At 57.5% G+C, this 17,347-nt stretch carries 16 protein-coding genes; 5 read left to right on the top strand and 11 right to left on the bottom strand.

Translation table 11 applies throughout. From position 1 onward, the window contains the following. Positions 1-2: 2 nt before the first annotated feature. The 10 genes from LJD29_RS16565 to LJD29_RS16520 form a co-directional block, all read right to left on the bottom strand. The gene (locus LJD29_RS16565) at positions 3-464 is read right to left on the bottom strand and encodes a DUF2147 domain-containing protein (RefSeq protein ID WP_446742667.1); all 462 of its coding nucleotides are present in this window, start codon (positions 462-464) and stop codon (positions 3-5) included. Next, on the bottom strand, positions 448-1,596 hold the full coding sequence (locus LJD29_RS16560) for an NAD(P)/FAD-dependent oxidoreductase (protein ID WP_446742666.1): 1,149 nt from the start codon (positions 1,594-1,596) through the stop codon (positions 448-450). Before LJD29_RS16560 ends, LJD29_RS16565 begins: the two co-directional genes overlap by 17 nt. After that, positions 1,593-2,282, bottom strand: a complete 690-nt coding sequence (locus LJD29_RS16555) for a methyltransferase domain-containing protein (protein ID WP_446742665.1) — start codon at positions 2,280-2,282, stop codon at positions 1,593-1,595. The genes LJD29_RS16560 and LJD29_RS16555 overlap by 4 nt, the downstream gene beginning before the upstream one ends. Before the next feature lie 76 nt (positions 2,283-2,358). After that, positions 2,359-3,423: a type III polyketide synthase gene (locus LJD29_RS16550; protein ID WP_446742664.1), complete on the bottom strand. Its 1,065-nt coding sequence runs from the start codon at positions 3,421-3,423 to the stop codon at positions 2,359-2,361. Continuing rightward, positions 3,420-4,265 (bottom strand): WecB/TagA/CpsF family glycosyltransferase, encoded by an 846-nt coding sequence (locus tag LJD29_RS16545; protein ID WP_512701054.1) that lies wholly within the window; start codon positions 4,263-4,265, stop codon positions 3,420-3,422. Before LJD29_RS16545 ends, LJD29_RS16550 begins: the two co-directional genes overlap by 4 nt. Further along, positions 4,262-5,431, bottom strand: coding sequence for a glycosyltransferase family 4 protein (locus tag LJD29_RS16540; protein WP_446742662.1), 1,170 nt, complete (start codon positions 5,429-5,431; stop codon positions 4,262-4,264). The genes LJD29_RS16545 and LJD29_RS16540 overlap by 4 nt, the downstream gene beginning before the upstream one ends. Next, on the bottom strand, positions 5,428-6,768 hold the full coding sequence (locus tag LJD29_RS16535) for a lipopolysaccharide biosynthesis protein (protein ID WP_446742661.1): 1,341 nt from the start codon (positions 6,766-6,768) through the stop codon (positions 5,428-5,430). Before LJD29_RS16535 ends, LJD29_RS16540 begins: the two co-directional genes overlap by 4 nt. After that, positions 6,765-8,051 (bottom strand): GumC family protein, encoded by a 1,287-nt coding sequence (locus LJD29_RS16530; protein WP_446742660.1) that lies wholly within the window; start codon positions 8,049-8,051, stop codon positions 6,765-6,767. Before LJD29_RS16530 ends, LJD29_RS16535 begins: the two co-directional genes overlap by 4 nt. Positions 8,052-8,106: 55 nt before the next feature. Then, positions 8,107-11,073, bottom strand: a complete 2,967-nt coding sequence (locus tag LJD29_RS16525) for an SLBB domain-containing protein (RefSeq protein WP_446742659.1) — start codon at positions 11,071-11,073, stop codon at positions 8,107-8,109. A 96-nt stretch (positions 11,074-11,169) separates the two neighbouring features. Then, complete coding sequence (locus LJD29_RS16520; RefSeq protein ID WP_446742658.1) at positions 11,170-12,486, bottom strand: nucleotidyltransferase family protein; 1,317 nt, start codon at positions 12,484-12,486, stop codon at positions 11,170-11,172. Between the two features lie 243 nt (positions 12,487-12,729). Between LJD29_RS16520 and LJD29_RS16515 the strand changes: the two genes are divergently transcribed. Together LJD29_RS16515 and LJD29_RS16510 are read left to right on the top strand one after the other, a co-directional pair. After that, complete coding sequence (locus LJD29_RS16515) at positions 12,730-13,689, top strand: hypothetical protein (RefSeq protein ID WP_446742657.1); 960 nt, start codon at positions 12,730-12,732, stop codon at positions 13,687-13,689. A 2-nt stretch (positions 13,690-13,691) separates the two neighbouring features. Further along, the gene (locus tag LJD29_RS16510; protein ID WP_446742656.1) at positions 13,692-14,003 is read left to right on the top strand and encodes a cytochrome c; all 312 of its coding nucleotides are present in this window, start codon (positions 13,692-13,694) and stop codon (positions 14,001-14,003) included. A gap of 20 nt (positions 14,004-14,023) precedes the next feature. Here LJD29_RS16510 and LJD29_RS16505 read toward each other — a convergent pair whose 3' ends face one another. Next, on the bottom strand, positions 14,024-15,025 hold the full coding sequence (locus tag LJD29_RS16505; RefSeq protein WP_446742655.1) for an aldolase: 1,002 nt from the start codon (positions 15,023-15,025) through the stop codon (positions 14,024-14,026). A 192-nt stretch (positions 15,026-15,217) separates the two neighbouring features. On the opposite strand from LJD29_RS16505, the gene LJD29_RS16500 reads away from it, so the two are divergent. From LJD29_RS16500 to LJD29_RS16490, 3 genes are read left to right on the top strand one after another with little or no spacing between them, the layout of a single operon-like run. Beyond that, complete coding sequence (locus LJD29_RS16500) at positions 15,218-15,583, top strand: cupredoxin domain-containing protein (RefSeq protein WP_446742654.1); 366 nt, start codon at positions 15,218-15,220, stop codon at positions 15,581-15,583. Positions 15,584-15,585: 2 nt separating this feature from the next. Beyond that, entirely contained in the window at positions 15,586-16,050 is a 465-nt protein-coding gene (locus LJD29_RS16495) for a c-type cytochrome (RefSeq protein WP_446742653.1), read from the top strand. An 8-nt stretch (positions 16,051-16,058) separates the two neighbouring features. After that, a complete protein-coding gene (locus tag LJD29_RS16490; protein WP_446742652.1) occupies positions 16,059-17,303 on the top strand; it encodes an O-antigen ligase family protein in 1,245 nt (414 codons plus the stop codon). Positions 17,304-17,347 lie beyond the last annotated feature (44 nt).

The following is a 17,347-nucleotide window of genomic DNA, read 5'->3' as shown; positions in this document are numbered from 1 at the left end:
TTTCATTTCGGCAGGGTGCACTGAGCAACATTATTCGGTGCTCGCTGCCAGACCTCTGTACGTCCTAGCAATGAAATACCAATGTAACCGCGAAGATTGAGCTCGTTGTCCTTCAGCGATGCCGAACCGTGATAGGTCTTACCGGAACGCGGATCGTAAAGCACTCCATCGGCAGCATGCGAAGCGTCGACCACGCGAAAGCCGGTTCCGATCATCAGTCCGCATAAGGGACGAGTTCGCTTTGCGCTGTCCGGATTTTCATGGTCGAACTTCGACGGAGCGTCCTTACTCAACATGAGGATTCGAAAGCACAATCCACCCTGGCACGGCGCGACACGAACCACACCGCCGCCCGGCTCCTTCCAGTCGCCGAGCATCTGTGACTGAGCGACCGCTCCGCAAGTGATTGTGAGAACGATCAGCAGGCAGAAGCACTGCGCAAATCGTTCAGTTGACAACAGCATGGATAGAACTCCCAGGTACACGAGTAGCAGTAAAAATAGAAGAGATCAGCGCAGGCCACAAACGAACCGCCTGGACTGCACCGGGAACAGCGATCATCAGCCGTGAAAGCAGCGTGGAGTAGTAGAGCCGCTGCTCAAACTGCCGCCGTATCTCAGCATGATAGTCGTGTTGAGTGGATCCAGCCAGATACATCCCAGCAGCAATACGCGCGGTATGAAGGGCGATCGCAACACCGCCTCCGCAAAAGGACGGAATCACCGCTGCCTGGTCGCCGAGACGCCACGGAGTGGGAGCCATGTCCACATCTTCAACAGTGTATCCATAAGGAATCGACGAAAGGGCGAGCGGCCTCGACTCCAACGGAGTCGCACCTGAAAGACGAAGCGCCAGGTGTCGCGAAGAATGCATCATGTGTTCAAGCAAGGGATGCCATTGGTTGCCCAGGCTGCGCAGCTTTTCGCGGGTCGTCAGCGTGCAAAGGTTGGCGCAACCACCCTCAACCAACTGTAATCCTGCATATCCCCCTGGGTACAGAATGAGTTCGATATTCTCTTCCAGTTCTGCCTGTTGCCGTGGCGACAACGTGAAGTACATCTTCATGGCCACGAGGCCACTCTGCGCTTTTGCACTGGTGCGTTGCCATGCCCTTAGATCGTGCTTTCCGGTTGCAAGAAAGGCGTCGTCTGCGAACACCGATAGATGCTCCTGCCTGCTCGATGCTACAGCAGAGGCGTACCAACCGTCAGAGGCATGCTCAAGCGACTCCACATTGTATCCGCGCATAAGACTGACTCCGGCGCACTGTGCACGCCGCAGAAGAACCTCATCCAGTGTGATGCGCGTGAGTGACAAAGCGGGCTCCGGAAGCTCCGCTTCGGCGAACACATCCCGTGCGATCAGCCGAACGCGACGGATGCACCGCGCCCCCAGCTCTTTTGCATCGATGCCCAGCTCAGAGAGAAGCGGCACCGTCTCCGGACTCAGGAACTCTCCGCACACTTTATGTTGAGGCTCACGGCATCTCTCGATCAGAATGACACGGCGCCCCGAGCGGGCCAGACGGATTGCAAGAGAAGACCCTGAAGGCCCGCCCCCAGCGACCATGGCATCGCAGTGGAGAGAAGCCATCATGGCTTGCTTCCTCTCACCCTGCACCTGTTAACGAAAACACGCGCCGGCCAGTGGCTCTCAATCTTTACCTCATCCACGGGGACTTCCGCTGCTACGAGATAAGTATTCCAGTCACGTGGCAAAAATCCGCGACGGATTGAAACCGGCCCATCATGCCGGACAAAGCGATGCCACCGGGCCGCGGACGCCAGCATTGAAAATCCGACGTAAGACACCCGGCTGCGATACAGATCGCTGATCAACCAGCCCTTTTGTGCGCTCTTTTCCATCCAGCGCAGAAAGCAAACGATCTGTGCATCCGTAAGATGATGCGTAAAGAGCGAGCTGACGACCAGGTCTACCGGCTCATCGCCTGCCGGGAACGAGTCGAAACTCCCGGAGCGCCATTCGATTCTGCTCTGCGATGGACCAAACTCGCGAGCGATGCGGATGCACGCAGGATTGAGATCGATACCGGTCAACTTCATCTCCAGTCCCGCCTGTATCGACCACCGTTCGATGGAGCGAAGCAGGTCGCCGCCACCGCACCCCACATCGACCAGGTGCAACGGGCGATTTGGATCTCCGTTACGAAAGAATGACCGCACCCAACGCATCACCTTCCGATGCGCAAAGGTCACGCGATTTACCTTCGCAAGATCTTTGAGGCACTCTCGTAGATCTTCATCGGAGCAAGGTTGATCCATCTGTTCCGGAAGGTCGTGGCGCCGCGAAAATCTCACACTATCCCATGGAGACTTTCCGGCAGCCGTTTTGATCGCCTCAGAGGACATGGAAGCTCATCGTTTCCGCCGTCACGCCCGGACCAAACCCCATCGCGTAACCTCTCTGCCCACGCGATGCCGATTCGGCAAGCTCTTGAAGCACGAACATGATCGTCGCAGAGCTCATATTTCCAAAGCGATCGAGCACCGAACGCGAATGCGACAGCTTCGACGCTTCCAGCTCGAAGCCATCGGAAACTGCATCGAGAATCGAACGGCCGCCTGGGTGAACAGCCCAGAGATCAATCTCCTCCTTGCGGGGAAACTGTTCCGCACACTCACGCAGGGTCTTGCGTAGCACAATCGGAATTTGCCCCGAGAGGTCCATGTCGAATCCGCTTGCGCCGATCCGCCACTGGATAAGATCCTGGCTCTGCGGAATGGTGATGGCTCGAAAGCTGTCGATCGCTACGCCGTGATCTGCGGCGCGAATCAGGCTGGCAGCGCAGCCGTCACCGAAGAGAAGGAACGACAACAGCTTCTGTATATCCTGGGACTCCTGGAAGTGCAGCGTGCAAAGCTCCAGGTTGATCAGCAGGACGGACGACTCCGGATTGGCTCGCACAATGTAGTCGGCCAATTTCAGGCCGTTGATTGCCGCGTAACAACCCATGAAGCCTACCGTCGTGCGCTCTGTTTCGGGTGAAAGCTGCAGATGTTCAATCGCGGTAAAATCCAGTCCCGGTGCAAAAAGACCAGTGCAGGTGGTTACGATTACGTGGCGAATACTGCGCCGTTCCTCCTCGGTCAGCTCCAGGCGATCGAGAGTCTCGCGGAGCAGGCGCGGGGCGAACTTCTCGTAGAACCCCATCCTCTCCGCCGTTTCCGGGAACCTTCCCGTACGAAAGAGTGCCCCTCCGTTGAGAGAATCGGGGATGTCTTCGCCGCTCGCCTGAATGTAAGAGTAACGATGCCTGATACCCGAGCGCTGCTCCATGAGGCTGAAGAGAGCGCGTGTTCGCGGGTTCTGAAACATTCCGGCTGCGTGATCCACAAAAGCGTTGTGTACATCGTAGGGAGGAGTAGCAGTTGCAATCCTGGTAATTGCTGTGGGCTTCGTCACTTCGAGATACACCCTTCTACACTTGGACCGGCAGGATGTTGTGCTTCTGGCTTCCAGCCTTCCTCTTTTTGAGGATACTGGCGCACTCCGCTGATCTGCCACGCAATATGCCAGAGAAACGCCGGGTTCGTCTTCAGGTAACGCCGCCATAGCCGCCGAGGATCCTGCGCCAATCGATGCAGCCATTGCAGTCCCGCATTCTTGACCCAGTCGGCACAATCGCGGATGCGCCCCGTATGGTAGTCAAATGCCGCCCCAACCCCGAACATTAACCGGGTTTCAAGCAGAGGAAGACATCGCGCCATGAACACTTCCTGGCGCGGGCAACTGATACCGACCCAGATAATATCGGGCTTTACTTCTCGAATAGTCCGAACAAAGTCCTCTTCTTCTTCTGATGAGAGATCGCGAAATGGCGGAGTGTATGTGCCGACGATTCTCGCCCATGGAAACCGTGCCAGCAGCTTGTCGCGCAGCTCTCCAGCAACTCCGGGCCGCCCTCCATAGAGGAAATGCGTGAGTTCTGAAAACTGGTCCCTCTTGAAAACCTCACGCATCAGGTCTGGCCCTGTCACCCTCCGCATCGCCTCGTGCCCCTGCTGATGACCCACCCACACAAGGGGCATTCCGTCAGGAATCGTCATCTCTGAGTGCATATACGCGTCGAAGAGCTCCTTTGACCTCTGCGCTTCAATCACGCCATGGACCCCAGCAACACAGACATAACCTTTACGACGTCCATTCAATACGGAAGAGATGTGTGCAAGCGCACGCTCCATGTCGATCGCATCAACATCTACCCCGAGAACATTTGCAGAAGGCCTGTCTCCACCCGGCTTCATAGCGCCACCCTTTTCGAAGCCGAGGGCTGCTGCGATGCAGCAACCTGGGTCCTGCATGCGGCGGCATAAAAGGCGGCGTACTGTGCCGCAAGCACCTTCGCCGAGAACTGGGAAAGACTTATCACTGCAGGCGCGGCGCCTTTGAGCGCCTGCGGCACCGCACGCACGACCGGATCCGGGTTCTGCTTTTCGAGCGCGAAGTAGTGGCAGGAATCTCCTCCCACCTCACGAAAGGCGGGAATATCCGAACAGACAACCCGGCATCCGGCGAGCAGGCCTTCGGCAACCGGCAAACCGAAGCCCTCCGTACTCGAGGGTGCGAGCAGGCAGCTGCAATTCTGGTAGCACCATTGCAACTCCGCCTCTGATAGCCCCTCTATCAGCTGCACGCGGCGCGATAAACCCAACGCAACAATCTGCTTCAGAATGCTCGGTGTCTCTGGCCCCGCAATTCCGACTATGACCAGGCCGGTGCTGGGCTCAATCTGGCCTTGATTCAACATCTGGTAAAACGCACGTATCAGCAATGGGAGATTCTTGTTCCTTCGGTGTTGTGCGACGCATAAGAGAAAGGGCTCTCCATGCCAGCCTGCAAGCGGCGATTCCAGGGATGGAGATGGACCCGCTTCCACGCAGTTATAAATACGCAGGGAACGGTTCCATACCCTGGCGGGCACGTAATGCCTGAGGCGTCCCAACGTGGTGTCAGACACGCAGGCGATCGAATGCACCTGCCGTAGACACGAACGCAGGATCAGCCAGTTAAAGATCAGCTGCGGAAAGCCGAAGTTTCGTGGAATCTCGTAGGGGTACAGGTCATGCAGCGTGAGAACGACGGGACATGGAAATCGTTTCGCATTCACCGGAACCGGGTACGAGAGATGAACGATATCGACCGAAAGAACAGCCGCCATCTCCGGCAGCTTCCGTAAGTACCAGAGGTTGCGGCTGGTGCTACTGTTGCTCACCTGAGCGGGATGCAATACGAACCGGGGAGAAGCATCGAAGCCGGCTTCTTTGACGATCTTGATCTGCCATGGAGCGACAACCAAATGCACTTCTGCAATTTCAGGAAGCCGCAAAAGACACCTGACGACATTGAATGCATGACGCTGCACCCCCGAGATTTCGGAAGAAAAGGCGACTGCTGCGATAAGAACTTTCATGGTCTCCGCTCCTCGGCAAAATCGCTTCTTGCAAACAACCTGGAACGAATCATCGAGACCGGATTCGCAACTTCAAGCTTCTGCATGAGTGGCACATAGAGCAGCAGTGTCAGCACTCCATAGCTCAAGCGCGAGATGGCCATCTCCTTCAGTCCGCCATGATGAAGCAGATACACCATCAGCAGGAGGGTCGCTACTCGGCTGGAGAGGCTGATTGCTGTTACGGCACGAAACATTCCGAATGCAAGCAGCGCATAGTTCGCCGTCACGCTGAGGCCCATGATCGCCGCGCCCACAATGATGACCGGAAATATCGGAGCGGCTGCCCGCGCGACAACGGGGCCAGCCCAGGCGCGCACCAGATGCGGGCCAACAGCGAGGATCGCGACAGCCTCGACCGCGACGATCATGAAATTGCAGAGGAATGCCTTAAACACTATCCGGCGAATGTCGACGGTACCGGCCTGCCCAAAACGCCCTGAGAGATACGGAAACAGAAACTGCAGTGTGGAAGCCGTAAAACCTGAGAGAGGCTGGGCAAACTGCACGCACAGCGCATAGGGAGCAACGGCGACCGCACCCAGCGACACTCCAAGCAGCAGCCGATCCAGCTGCCCCAGCACAACACTTCCCAGCGCCTGGATCCAGCTGAAGATACCCATGCGAAGCAACCGCTGCCCTTCCTCGCGATGAAATATCGGAAGGACCGATGCCTCTCTTAAAAATCGAGGCAGCTGTAGAAACTGCAGTGCCGTTCCAGCAACCAGGAAGACACCAGTCGCGACGAGAATGCTGACACATCGTTGCCCGCACAACGCCAGCACCGCTGCTGCAACGAGGGTAAGGATTCGCACAGCGGTACTGATTCGAACAGACTCCCGATAGGCCTCAAATCCACGTTGCGTGCTCACAGCTACGCTTTCGATGGAGCGGACAAGAACAATGACCGCGGCAATACGCAAGGCCGCGAGGCATTCATGGGCAAGCGCGGGTTGCGCAACCACGATGCGCGGAACAGCATAGGGCGCCCCAATCCAGGCGCATGCCGCAAGAAATATTCCAGCTGTCAGATTGATCGCAAAAATGCTCCCGGTGGTGAGCTTCATCGTTTGCGTTTCATTCGCGCTGCGCAGGCTGGCAATGCGTTGGATATTCGCGTCCGAAAATCCCGACGCAACGATTCCTCCCACGCTGATGACCGCCGTGGCAATCGTCCAGATACCATACTCGGCCACACCCAGCCTATTCAGGATGATGGGCGCCACCAGCAGCATGACAAGTGGATGAGCGGCGTAATCCAGGGCTCCGTAAGCAGCATTACTCAGGTGCTTTCTCATCGCCGCTTCCACCTTGCCGTCCGCCGGCGTGTGGCTGCCGATACTTCAGCCGCAAGTCTTTTTCGCGGATCGAGAGGATCGACCCTCGACCACGAGTCCTCGAGGATGATCAGTGCCGACGAGACCAGCAGTGTTAGAAAGGTAAGTGCGAGAGCAACGATCAGCCGTGGCGGAAATGATTTTTTCTCCGCGATGCCAGGAGCATCGATCACGCTCACTACCGGGATATCGCGCGCTTCATCTATCCTGGCCATCTCGTACTGCTGTGTGAGCAATTCAAAGACAGTTTCCTGCACGCGTACCTTCCTGTAGAGATCCGCATAAGGAACAGCCAGCCGTGGAATCTGCCGGAGTGGAGGATAGAGCTCACCCTTGTCAGCCTCTTCATCCGAAGTGCCTGATGGAACCGCGGCAGATGATCCCGCCATCTTATTGAGCTCGGCCTTTAGAGAAGCAATACGCGCCTCGGTTTCGCGGACACGGATATTTCCGTCGCCATAAATCTGGCGAAGGGATTGCAGACCAGACTGCTCGACAAGCAATTCACCTTCGACCTTCGCGCCGGCATCCACCATGGCACGGGTCTGTTCTTTAATGTCGATAGCGTTCGTCTTGCTTGAGAACTCGCTGAGGGAAACCTGGGCTTGTTCGAGATCTCGCTCCACCGAATGCAGGCGCTGCTCAATAAAAATGCGCTCACGGCGTGCAGATGATGTGCTGGTTTCCGTGACCAGCTTGTTTAGCCCATCCAGGTATGCCAGCGTCAGGTCGCGAGCACGTACGGGGTCAGTGTCCACGACCTCGATCGTAATGACGCCGCTCTTCTTGTCGTCAGTAATGCTTGTCCTGCTGGCCAGCCGCTTGGCTGCATCGACGCGGTATCGCTTGTGATACACATGCAGCAGCTGAAAGCGATCAATCAGTTCCCCACTCACCGTGCCGCTGCGCAGCAGGCTGATAAACAACGCGGTCGTCGTACGCCCGCCAAGCATGCTTGCCAGAGTGCCCAGGCCGCCGAGGCCCGTCGATCGCGACGCCAGCGCTGCCAGCATCATGGCGCCCGAACCCGACTGTTGATCTGGCGGCATGATGCGCGCTGTCGACTTGTATTGCTTGGGTATCGAAAAAGCTATGAGGAGGCCCAGAATCAACCCGATCGCTGCCACGCGTGCAAGTGTCTTGCGCCGGCTCCACAGCAGCATGCCGCGTACGGCCCAGTCTGTAGAGGCAACGGGTGCAGACCCTGCTTCGGTCTCGAATTCCGTCATCGTGGGAGGCAGCATGGTTTCGCCTCCCTTGAGCGATCGGTGCTAACGGCATGGCGAGCGATAATCATTGTCAAATCGAAGCCACCGCTGCCGTGATGGCGATAGACGAAGCAAGCTGCGCAGTGGCCAGCAGGTTGCGCCAGAACAACGATGAGCCGATGACCTTTTGCGGCACCACCACGACATCGCCCGGATCGAGCTTTGTCGAAAGCACATCGTCGAAGATTCCACCCGAGCCCCGTCCTACAACTGTTCCATTCGCCCGAATGACGAAGATATCTTTCCTGTTCGCCGCAGAGTTTGTGCCGCCGGCACGCCGCAGATACCAACCCGCAGTCTTTCCAGGAGTAAAGGTGAGAGCGGTGGAGTTATAAACCTGCCCGGTGACAAGAACAAAGCCAGGAACTTTAGGTATGGTGATGACATCGCCGCGTCGCAACTCGATATCTGCCGGCGTGTTGGCCCACGAGTTCAGGTCGGCAGTGATGTGAATCACCATCCTTCCGCTTGGCGGATGACTCTTCAGATCGGCAAGCACCTGATCTTGCTGTGCCTTGATCAACTGCAGTGTGGGACCGGTGTCACCAGCGCCAAGATTGGGTGAGAGACGCGCCGCCGCCGAGTTCGTCTCAATCTGGCGGATCAGCTCCTCGCGGCTCTTCTGCTCAAGTTCCCGCACCTGCTCGCGCACAAGCACTGCACCTGCGGGATAGGCGGCAGGCAGAAGACCTCCGGCGCGACGCAGCACCGAGCTGAGCCGTTCTCCATCCTGAAAGCCGAAGCTGCCGGGGTAGCGAACCTGCCCTTCGACTGTTACAGACTCACCGATATCGTTCCATCCCGTGATCTGGTGGATCGCGAGCACGTCTCCTGCTTTCAACTCAACATCTGCGGAAGCTGTCCCTGAAACCGCATCTCCGATGCGTATGCTGGAGAGCTGCTCCGAGATGCGCTTGCCATCAATCACGCCATAACTCGTGAGATCAGCCGTATCTTCCAGTGCATCTCGCTTAAATCCTCCGGCCATTCGTACAAGCTGTGCCGCTGTCATTCCGCTTGACAGTGGGTACTTGCCTGGGCGCAACACCTCTCCTCGTATCTCCACCTTGGGCGCATCCAGTTGATAGCGGCCCAGAATCCGTACCGTGTCGAAGGGCTGCAGTTCGATACCGTGATTGCCGGCCAGGACCTCCGGGACGCTGAAGTCGATCAGCTCGGCATGCAGATCGGGCGCAACCAGGCGCACAATCTCCCCGCGATCCGCAGGCTCCGGAAGCAGGTCGCGATAGCTGCGAATTACATCGCCCAGCCGCATCCCATCGAAGTACGCCAGACGTCCCGGACGAGCCACATGCCCCTCCAGGTACACTGCGCGCTGGCTGTATGGCAGAACGGGTTCGACCTTCACCCGGTCGCCGTCCTTCACATCGAAGGCAGCCATCGCGGCGGAATCAGCAGCCACTCCGGACTGAGACGATGCAGCTACGGTAAGCGTCTCGCGCCTCTGGTTTGTGTCGATTCGTTCGATCACAATGTGTGAGAAAGAAGCGGCTGCAGTGAATCCGCCCGCGTCTTCGACAACCGAGGCAAGGGATGCCGCCGTATTGGCCTTCAATTCATAGATTGCAGGCCGCCTCACCGCACCGGAGATCGCCACCTGCGGTCCCACGGGAGGCACGAGCAGCGAATCTCCATTCTCGAACCGCTTGCTGCCGTAACGCACACCATGAAGCAGAAAGTCGTAAAGGTCGACCTCTTCGACCAGCTGCTCGCCGCGATAATGCCGCACGGTGCGCAACGAGCCGGCTGCCGTAGGCCCGCCAGCCGCGTGCAGCGCGCTTACCGGCGTTGCCAGGGCATTCAGGTCATAGCCCCCCGGCCTCTGCACATCTCCAACGACAAACACCCTGACAGAATGAAGCCGTGAAATCGTAACCGCGACCTGCGCATTTCGAAACTGTTGCTTCAGTGCGTTCTCTATCGCGTACTGCGCACGTTCAAGCGTAAGCCCCGCGACAGAGATCGAGCCCGCCTCTGGCAGCAGGATATGGCCGTCTCCATTGATCACCCGGGAGATGGTCTGCGTCAAGCCGCCCCATACGTTCACAGCCACCGTGTCCCCCGGAGCCAGCACGTAATCGGGACCGAGCGGAACATCGAGCGGAGCATTCGGAGTCGATCCACCCGCCAGGCTCGTACGCACACTTCGATCCGTAAACACTTCGGCGCCGAAACGTTTTAGCTGTTGCGTCTGATCGGGGATCTGCGTGTAGAGATCGCGCATGGAGCGGAGGTTGTAGGGCGCCGGCTGCCGCAGCACCTTCGGCGCATCGGTTGCATTGTTCACCGGCTCCTTATCGCGAGGCCTGGCAGGCAACCCGGCTCGTGCGCCCCGATCCGCGAAGCGCCCTGTATCCATGGCGCGTGCAAAGTCATCTTCGCGTCCGCGTTGAACCATACCGTACGAAGAAGACGTTGCCAGCCGGGACATATCCGATCCGTCGTCGCCCGGAAACCCATATGCATTTCCGAGCCTGTCTGTATCGGAACCGGACCCTCCCTGGGAGAGGCTTGCATTCTGCAGATCGTCTTCGCTTACATATCCGCGTGCGCGAAGAAAGGTCGTAATGCTGCTGCGCAGCGACGCATTGCTCTCTATCTGCTGATAGAGCATTTCATCCGAGATGTCGTTCGCGTCGACAGGCGTTCCCTGGGTCTGTAAACGATCCGCCACCTGTGACTTGATCTCCGTCACCAGGTCGGGATTTTCCTCGAGGATGCTAATGATGCGGTCGGCAGGAAGCGATGCCGATATCAAGGGAGAATCCGCCGTACGTTGTTCACCGAAGTTGTTGCTCTCTGCCGTGGACGTTGCAGAAGAAGTGGAGTTGTCCAGTGGAGAGGTCTGGCTGGCCGCTCCCTGTAATGGCGGCGGCTCCTGTTGAGCGCCCGCTGTCTCCACAGCAAAGAACAGCCCAGCCAACGCTAGAGCTACAACTGCATGAGCTATTTTTCCGCCGATGAAATGGGTTCGCATGCCTCGCATCTTTCCTAGTCGACCGTAAAAGTCTCCACCGCTTCACGTGTCATATTGCAGTCAGAGAATTGTCATTCCTTTGTTGAACGCGTACGGCTAATTGCTGGAGTCACTTTTCATGCGCGAGTCAGAGTAGAGAACACGCGACGTTGCGATTCGGTTTGTCCGATCCCTGTAACGGGCCCAGCGGGCTGATTCAATCCGATAGCGGAGCCCCTCGACGCAATGAAAGCGCAGCCGGAAGAGGATGAAGCGCAGTTCAAAGTACCTTCGGCGGAATCGGCGCACCGCACTTTCCCGCGTAGGAGCCTTAACAATGGGGGGAGGAAGACGTAGCGGAATCAGTGGTCGGCTTACAGGTCGTTGGTTTCCAGTCGCGATGGAGAGTTCCTTCTGCAGCATCATGCCGAGCTTTGTGCCGGGAAAATCGGAGCATGCCATCCGGCTTCCGTAACGCTCCAGCCATTGCCGTGCGCCCAGCGGAACGCGTTCCACCGTCCAACGAGTAAGAGACTCCGGAGCGAAGCTCCCCTGCACCCGGGATGTAAGCAGAATCGCAACACCCAGGCCGACGGAAGCATCCGGCATCTTCAACGCATCCGATTCGATCTGCCTCCAGAAGGCATCGTCTTCCTTCAGCTTTTCCACCTGCCGCCGGAATTCAAGCAGGTGGGACATACGAAAGAAGTCGCGGGTGATGTGCTTGTAGAGGTGCATGCCCTGATCGACAAACTGATCCCCTGCAGTCAGCGCAAACGCTTCCACCCCGAGAATCTGCCGCCGTTCCCTGCGCTCCAATCTTGTGCCAGGTCCCTGATCTTCGATATGGATCTCCACGCAGCGGTACGGCGAAGGGGTGTAGATATCGCGCAAGGACATGCCTGCAATCTGATTCGCTTTGAACTCCCAGCTCCTTCCGCTTGCGGCGTGCAGGTGGTAGCCCCTTGCTTCAAGAATTTCGCGCGCGCGCATTGCGCTGTGCGGAGAGACGATAAAGTCCAGGTCGAGCTGCGATCGCAGCTCTGGCCTTGCAACGGAATCCGGCCAGAGCGCGAAACCCTTCACCGTCGCATAGGACAAATCCGCGCGTTGAAACTCGAAATGGATTGCTGCGAATTCTTCCAGTAGATCCTGCATCCGCCTTGTGTTGTCGTGCAGGTTTCTCTGCAACCGGTCCAGCACCACTGCGGGAAGCACCGACGGTATCTCCAGCTCATGGATACGATCCAGGAAGTAGAGCGCCAGGCCGCTTACATCCAGCCAGTGCAGCAGCTTCTTCCATTCCGAAGCGTTAAGCATTTCCAGGCGCAGGCAGCATTCCGGAAGCGGATCGCAGAACAGCTTTACCGCCGCCTCGCGCGCTGCTGGCGCTCCCCACCTTCCCTCATGCCGCTTTATCGCTGTTGCTTCCATGTCGAACCGACTCTAAAAGCCCGGCACACGTCTGTTGTCATGGGGCCGTCAGGTGATTGTCACCGCATTGTTTCCACCTGTTTCCGCAGCTGCGACAATAGATTGACAAACAGCAGACGATCCTGAGACACGACGCAGAATGCTTCCGGCTAGTGTTGTGGCATGTCGCGTCCCTTGCTCACCCGGATCTTGAGGTTTGCCTGGTCAACCTCTCTCATCACAGCCATGTTCTGTGCAGTCCATATGGCTCGCGCCCAGGACACGCCGCTGATTTCGGGCGGCGTCGCATTTTTCAGCAACACCAACGGCGGCAACACCAGCTATATGCCGCTGATCGAACCATTGATTGCCATGCCCATCGGTCAGCGCTTCATGATCGAGTCGAGGGCTGCAATTCTCGAAAGCTTTAATCCAACCAGTAACGGTTACGATCACAGCCACTTCGCCGGTTTTACGTACTTGCAGGGCGACTTCATCGTGAACCCGCACCTGACAATCGTTGGCGGCAGCTTCCTTCTACCCTTCAACACCTACAACGACCGCCTCTCGCCGGTATGGATCAACAATTTCCAGGATGGTCCGCTTATTGCCAGCCTCGGCATACTCTCTTCAGGTTCCGGTCTCGGCGGCATGGCGCGTGGTTCGGCCGTCTCACATCACAGCTACTCAATCGACTACGCAGGCTGGTTCTCTGCCAGGAGCGGCAACGAGCAGTTCACCGCCACGCGCGCCTTTGGCGGCCGTACCAGCCTCTACCTTCCCGATCAGCGGCTGGAAGTCGGCCTCTCATACGATCGCCAGTTGCAGGGCACACACGAAAACTTTTACGGCGCACACGTATGGTGGGAACCTGCCGGTACAGCTTTTCGACTTCGCTCCGAATACGCGCGCGGCCATCACGCGCAGGGTTACTGGGTCGAAGCGGATTACCGCACCCAGGCATTTGGCGGCCTCAACAGCTGGGTCGGCAGATTCGAACCGGTATTTCGCTTGCAGCAGACTTTCCGCCGCGACACCGTGGTCAGCGATGGCGTGCCGCTTGTCGACACACAGCGTGCGGACTTTGGCATCGACTATAACCTGCCGCATAACACGCGCATCCTGACCAGCTACTCGCGACAGTTTTCATCTTCGGGCAATACCAACATCTGGGAAACGGGCATCGTGTACCGCTTCCTCTTCCCCACCTGGAAAGGACGCTAGGTATGAAAATGACCTCACTTGCAGTTATGCTCGCTCTTGCCGCAGTGTCCCTCGCCCCTGTGGCTCGCTCTGAGGCCCCGGCTGCTTCAAACGGCAAGACGGAAACGAAATCGGATAAGCAGCAGAAAGACCAGCGGTCTCATCAGGATCAAGACGACGGCGAGCGCATCTTCGAGGCAAACTGCTCACGCTGCCACAATGCACCTGAGGGCTTCTCGCCAAGAATCTCCGGAACGATCGTGCGACACATGAGGATGCGTGCATCCCTGAGCGCACATGACGAGCAGGAGTTACTGCGATTCTTCAATCCCTGATGCAATAGCGGCACGTGCCGCTATTGCATGCTGAGTTCCTCAAGGCGTGCAATTGCGAGCCTTAGGTCACTGTAGTGGAGAGCAACCAGCCGGGCGCCCAGCATGCGTTCGATCGCCGCATGCTGGGCTGTCAGCGTAGGCTCAGGACCGAACAATACCTGCCTCATGAACAACCGCGCCGCATCAGCGCTGTAAGGTTCGATCTCGGCGAAGCCGTTATCCCTGCGCTTCAGGAATACCATGAAATCGATGCAGGCTGTGTCTGCCGTCTTGATATAAGGCATACCGGCGGTAGGCAGCTCGATCGAAGGCTTTCCGGCCGCGCGTGGCGTAACAGCCAGTCCAAGAAGTTCAGGGAACAGCTCCGCAGCTGATGGCCGAAACCGCACCTGGTGCGGATTTCCACTAACCATGCGCCGATCCCCGTGGCTGAGCATATAACTGGCATCATCGCTGACGTAGTTCCATCCCGCCCGCGCACAGGCATAGGAGAGCGTTGACTTCCCCGCTCCCGAATCTCCGCACAGCAGGAATCCTCTTCCGTTGAACGCGACGCATCCGGCATGAATGGGGGTCGCAAGACAAGTGGAGATGCATGAGGAAGCCAGCCCCAACAGGAAGTACTGCACGTATAGAGGGTGCCGCAGTGCGCCACGCGAGACGGTGATGCGTGTAATCCCATTCTGCAGATCGGCGACAACTGAATTGCGGGAGTCGGCCACGCAGATCAACCAGGAACCGAAGATCTGATGGCTCGGCTCCGGCGGACAGTCAGTAGACCCATCGTCAACGAGAACCACTTCGGTCCGCAGCATATCAGCCTCGAAATGCGGCCTGAATTTTCCCCACATCGCGGTGAAATGTTCGAGCACCTCGTTAGAGTTACTGCGAACCTCCATCGGAAAACCAAATGGGTAGTAGATCCTGCTAAAAGTCAGCTCCGGCACTTCCAGTTCATGCCGGCAAACTACGGGCATCTTCCCGGCCGCGCATGCTGCCTCTATCTGCTCAAGGCTCAGCATCAATCCGTATCACTCCTGCTCAAGAGGATACTGAGGCTTCCGTGCCGGATTGTTATCGGCTTGTCACTCGATTGTTTCGAAGCAGCTATTTTGAGTCCATCGTCCTTCCGACAAAACCGTGACAATTGTCTAACCGAAGCATGACAACCCCTCGATGCAACCTGCCTAGGATCACTTCCAGAGGAGAGTTCTATGCTGAAGAAGTGGACGCGTGCGGCAATGCTCATCGCGATTCTGTTCTGCGTTGCCTCGCAAACGAGGCTCCTGCATTCGCAGGATGCCCCGAAGCGGGTTGAAATCACCGCAAAGAAGTTTTCTTTCACCCCTGGCGATGTCACTCTGAAAAAGGGGCAGCCGGTTGTGCTGGTTCTTAAGAGCGAAGACGTGCCGCACGGGCTCAGCTTTCGCGACTTCAATGTCAACATCAAGGTCGGCGCAGGCAAAACAGTCGAAGCGCACTTCACACCGGATAAGACGGGCGACTTCACAGGCCACTGCTCTGTCTTCTGCGGATCCGGTCATGGATCCATGGCACTCAAACTTCACGTGGTGGACTAGCGATGCGTCGCCTGCTCATTTCAGCACTCGTCCTTGTTGGGTTGACCGGCTGCAAAGCCGATCGACCCGGCGGACTTGAAACGGCTGTAATCACTTCCGCCAAACATCACATCTTCATCGGAAACAAAGACGAGAAGAACCCTTTACCAGACACCGCACAGACACGGACAGACGGCAAAGAGGCCTTCTCTCATTACTGCGTCGCCTGTCATGGAAATGACGGCCAGAACACAGGCGTTCCTTTCGCGGATCACATCTCACCGCCCATCCCTTCCCTCGCTTCACCCGACGTGCAACAGTACACCGACGGGCAGCTGAAATGGATTCTGGACAATGGCATCCGTCCCTCCGGCATGCCTGGCTCCAAGGGAACTCTCAGCGACGACGAACTCTGGTCCATCATTGCATTCCTGCGGCACCTGCCGGCGCAGGGGAGCCAGGGCATGCCCGAAATGTATACGCACTGAGATCGTCCATGACGACCGCAACCTACACTGTTAGCAGAGAGCAGGAATTCGGGCAATCGACCCTCGGCCTCCCATGGGCCGTGGGGTTTTACTTTGCCTTTCGCTCATTCATCATGCTGCTGTCGGTACGGGTACTTGGCACAGATCCTCAAACAGGGGTCGAGGCAAGCCTCGTCCTGAATATTCTTCTTCTCCCGGTAGTCGCACTTGCGTCGCCCGGTGTTAGTCGGCATCCACTCCGATCTATCCTTCGTCCGGCAAGCGTACGCTGGGCCATGTTGTTTCTTGCTTTCTCAGGATGCAGCCTGCTGTGGACAGTGGCCGCATCTGTGCCCGCGGCCATTGCATACTGGTGCGCCATGGCTGCCGACGCGCTGCTCGCGATCCTGCTGCTGCGCGCTCGATCAACAAATCTTACAGTCTGCTCGCTTATGAAGGGCTACGTGTGGGGAGCATGCGCCATCGCCATCATCGCGTGGATCATGCCCGCGCAGTCCGATCTTCGCCTGGGCGACGAAGAGCTTCTAGGCCCCAACCAGATCGGTTTCCTTTGCGCATTCGCCGTATACCTCGCCCAGTACCTCTCGCGAAATCGTGCCGGCCGCTGGGGTATACCCATTCTGCTGCTGGCGTTGACCCTTCTGCGCAGCCTGAGTAAAACCACGATCGCGGCCTTCATCCTCAGCCAGGCATTCCTCCTGCTGAGGGATAGCTCTATGACCCGCCGCCAGAAAGCATTTCTAACAGCCGCTGCCCTCGCAGCCGTAATAGCCTTCGCCGGGTTGCTGGGCAGCTACTACGATGTCTATCTCAACGCCGGAAACCAGTCTGAAACGCTCACCGGGCGTCTCGGCATCTGGGCCTATCTCCTCGCGGAAGCGGTCGACAAGCCATGGTTCGGTCACGGATTTCATTCTGTATGGAAGGTGATTCCCCCATTCGGTCCGGATCAGTTCGAGGCCCGGCATGCGCATAACGAGCTTCTGCAGCAGTTCTACGCATACGGCATCTGCGGAGTGGTCCTGTTCGCAGGAATTTACAGCAGCTTCTTTCTGCAGATTCGCAGGCTGGCTAACGGTCCGGCGAAGACATTCTTTTACAGTCTGCTGATCTTTATATTGGTACGCGGCCTGGCCGACACCGAGCCATTTGACTTGTCTCTGCCGCTCTGGATGATTATCTTCATGGGCATGCTGATGCCCCAGGGACAACGCGCAATGAAAAAAGACAAGTCAATTGTCATCCCATTGTAATTTCAGGATTTCGCTTGCCTGATACATACCCCTTTCAACCAAAA

The organism is Silvibacterium acidisoli (assembly GCA_022870745.1).
Classification (GTDB): domain Bacteria; phylum Acidobacteriota; class Terriglobia; order Terriglobales; family Acidobacteriaceae; genus Silvibacterium.
This window is presented reverse-complemented; position numbering and strand designations above follow the sequence as displayed.

Bases quoted from the DNA above. Each gene is read 5' to 3' on its own strand.
- LJD29_RS16535 (WP_446742661.1), bottom strand. From the start codon at position 6,768: ATGAGAAAGCACCTGAGTAATGCTGCTTACGGAGCCCTGGATTACGCC.
- LJD29_RS16500 (WP_446742654.1), top strand. From the start codon at position 15,218: ATGCTGAAGAAGTGGACGCGTGCGGCAATGCTCATCGCGATTCTGTTC.
- LJD29_RS16560 (WP_446742666.1), bottom strand. From the start codon at position 1,596: ATGATGGCTTCTCTCCACTGCGATGCCATGGTCGCTGGGGGCGGGCCT.
- LJD29_RS16540 (WP_446742662.1), bottom strand. From the start codon at position 5,431: ATGAAAGTTCTTATCGCAGCAGTCGCCTTTTCTTCCGAAATCTCGGGG.
- LJD29_RS16495 (WP_446742653.1), top strand. From the start codon at position 15,586: ATGCGTCGCCTGCTCATTTCAGCACTCGTCCTTGTTGGGTTGACCGGC.
- LJD29_RS16525 (WP_446742659.1), bottom strand. From the start codon at position 11,073: ATGCGAACCCATTTCATCGGCGGAAAAATAGCTCATGCAGTTGTAGCT.
- LJD29_RS16490 (WP_446742652.1), top strand. From the start codon at position 16,059: ATGACGACCGCAACCTACACTGTTAGCAGAGAGCAGGAATTCGGGCAA.
- LJD29_RS16565 (WP_446742667.1), bottom strand. From the start codon at position 464: ATGCTGTTGTCAACTGAACGATTTGCGCAGTGCTTCTGCCTGCTGATC.
- LJD29_RS16505 (WP_446742655.1), bottom strand. From the start codon at position 15,025: ATGCTGAGCCTTGAGCAGATAGAGGCAGCATGCGCGGCCGGGAAGATG.
- LJD29_RS16545 (WP_512701054.1), bottom strand. From the start codon at position 4,265: ATGAAGCCGGGTGGAGACAGGCCTTCTGCAAATGTTCTCGGGGTAGAT.
- LJD29_RS16555 (WP_446742665.1), bottom strand. From the start codon at position 2,282: ATGGATCAACCTTGCTCCGATGAAGATCTACGAGAGTGCCTCAAAGAT.
- LJD29_RS16520 (WP_446742658.1), bottom strand. From the start codon at position 12,486: ATGGAAGCAACAGCGATAAAGCGGCATGAGGGAAGGTGGGGAGCGCCA.
- LJD29_RS16510 (WP_446742656.1), top strand. From the start codon at position 13,692: ATGAAAATGACCTCACTTGCAGTTATGCTCGCTCTTGCCGCAGTGTCC.
- LJD29_RS16515 (WP_446742657.1), top strand. From the start codon at position 12,730: ATGGCTCGCGCCCAGGACACGCCGCTGATTTCGGGCGGCGTCGCATTT.
- LJD29_RS16530 (WP_446742660.1), bottom strand. From the start codon at position 8,051: ATGCTGCCTCCCACGATGACGGAATTCGAGACCGAAGCAGGGTCTGCA.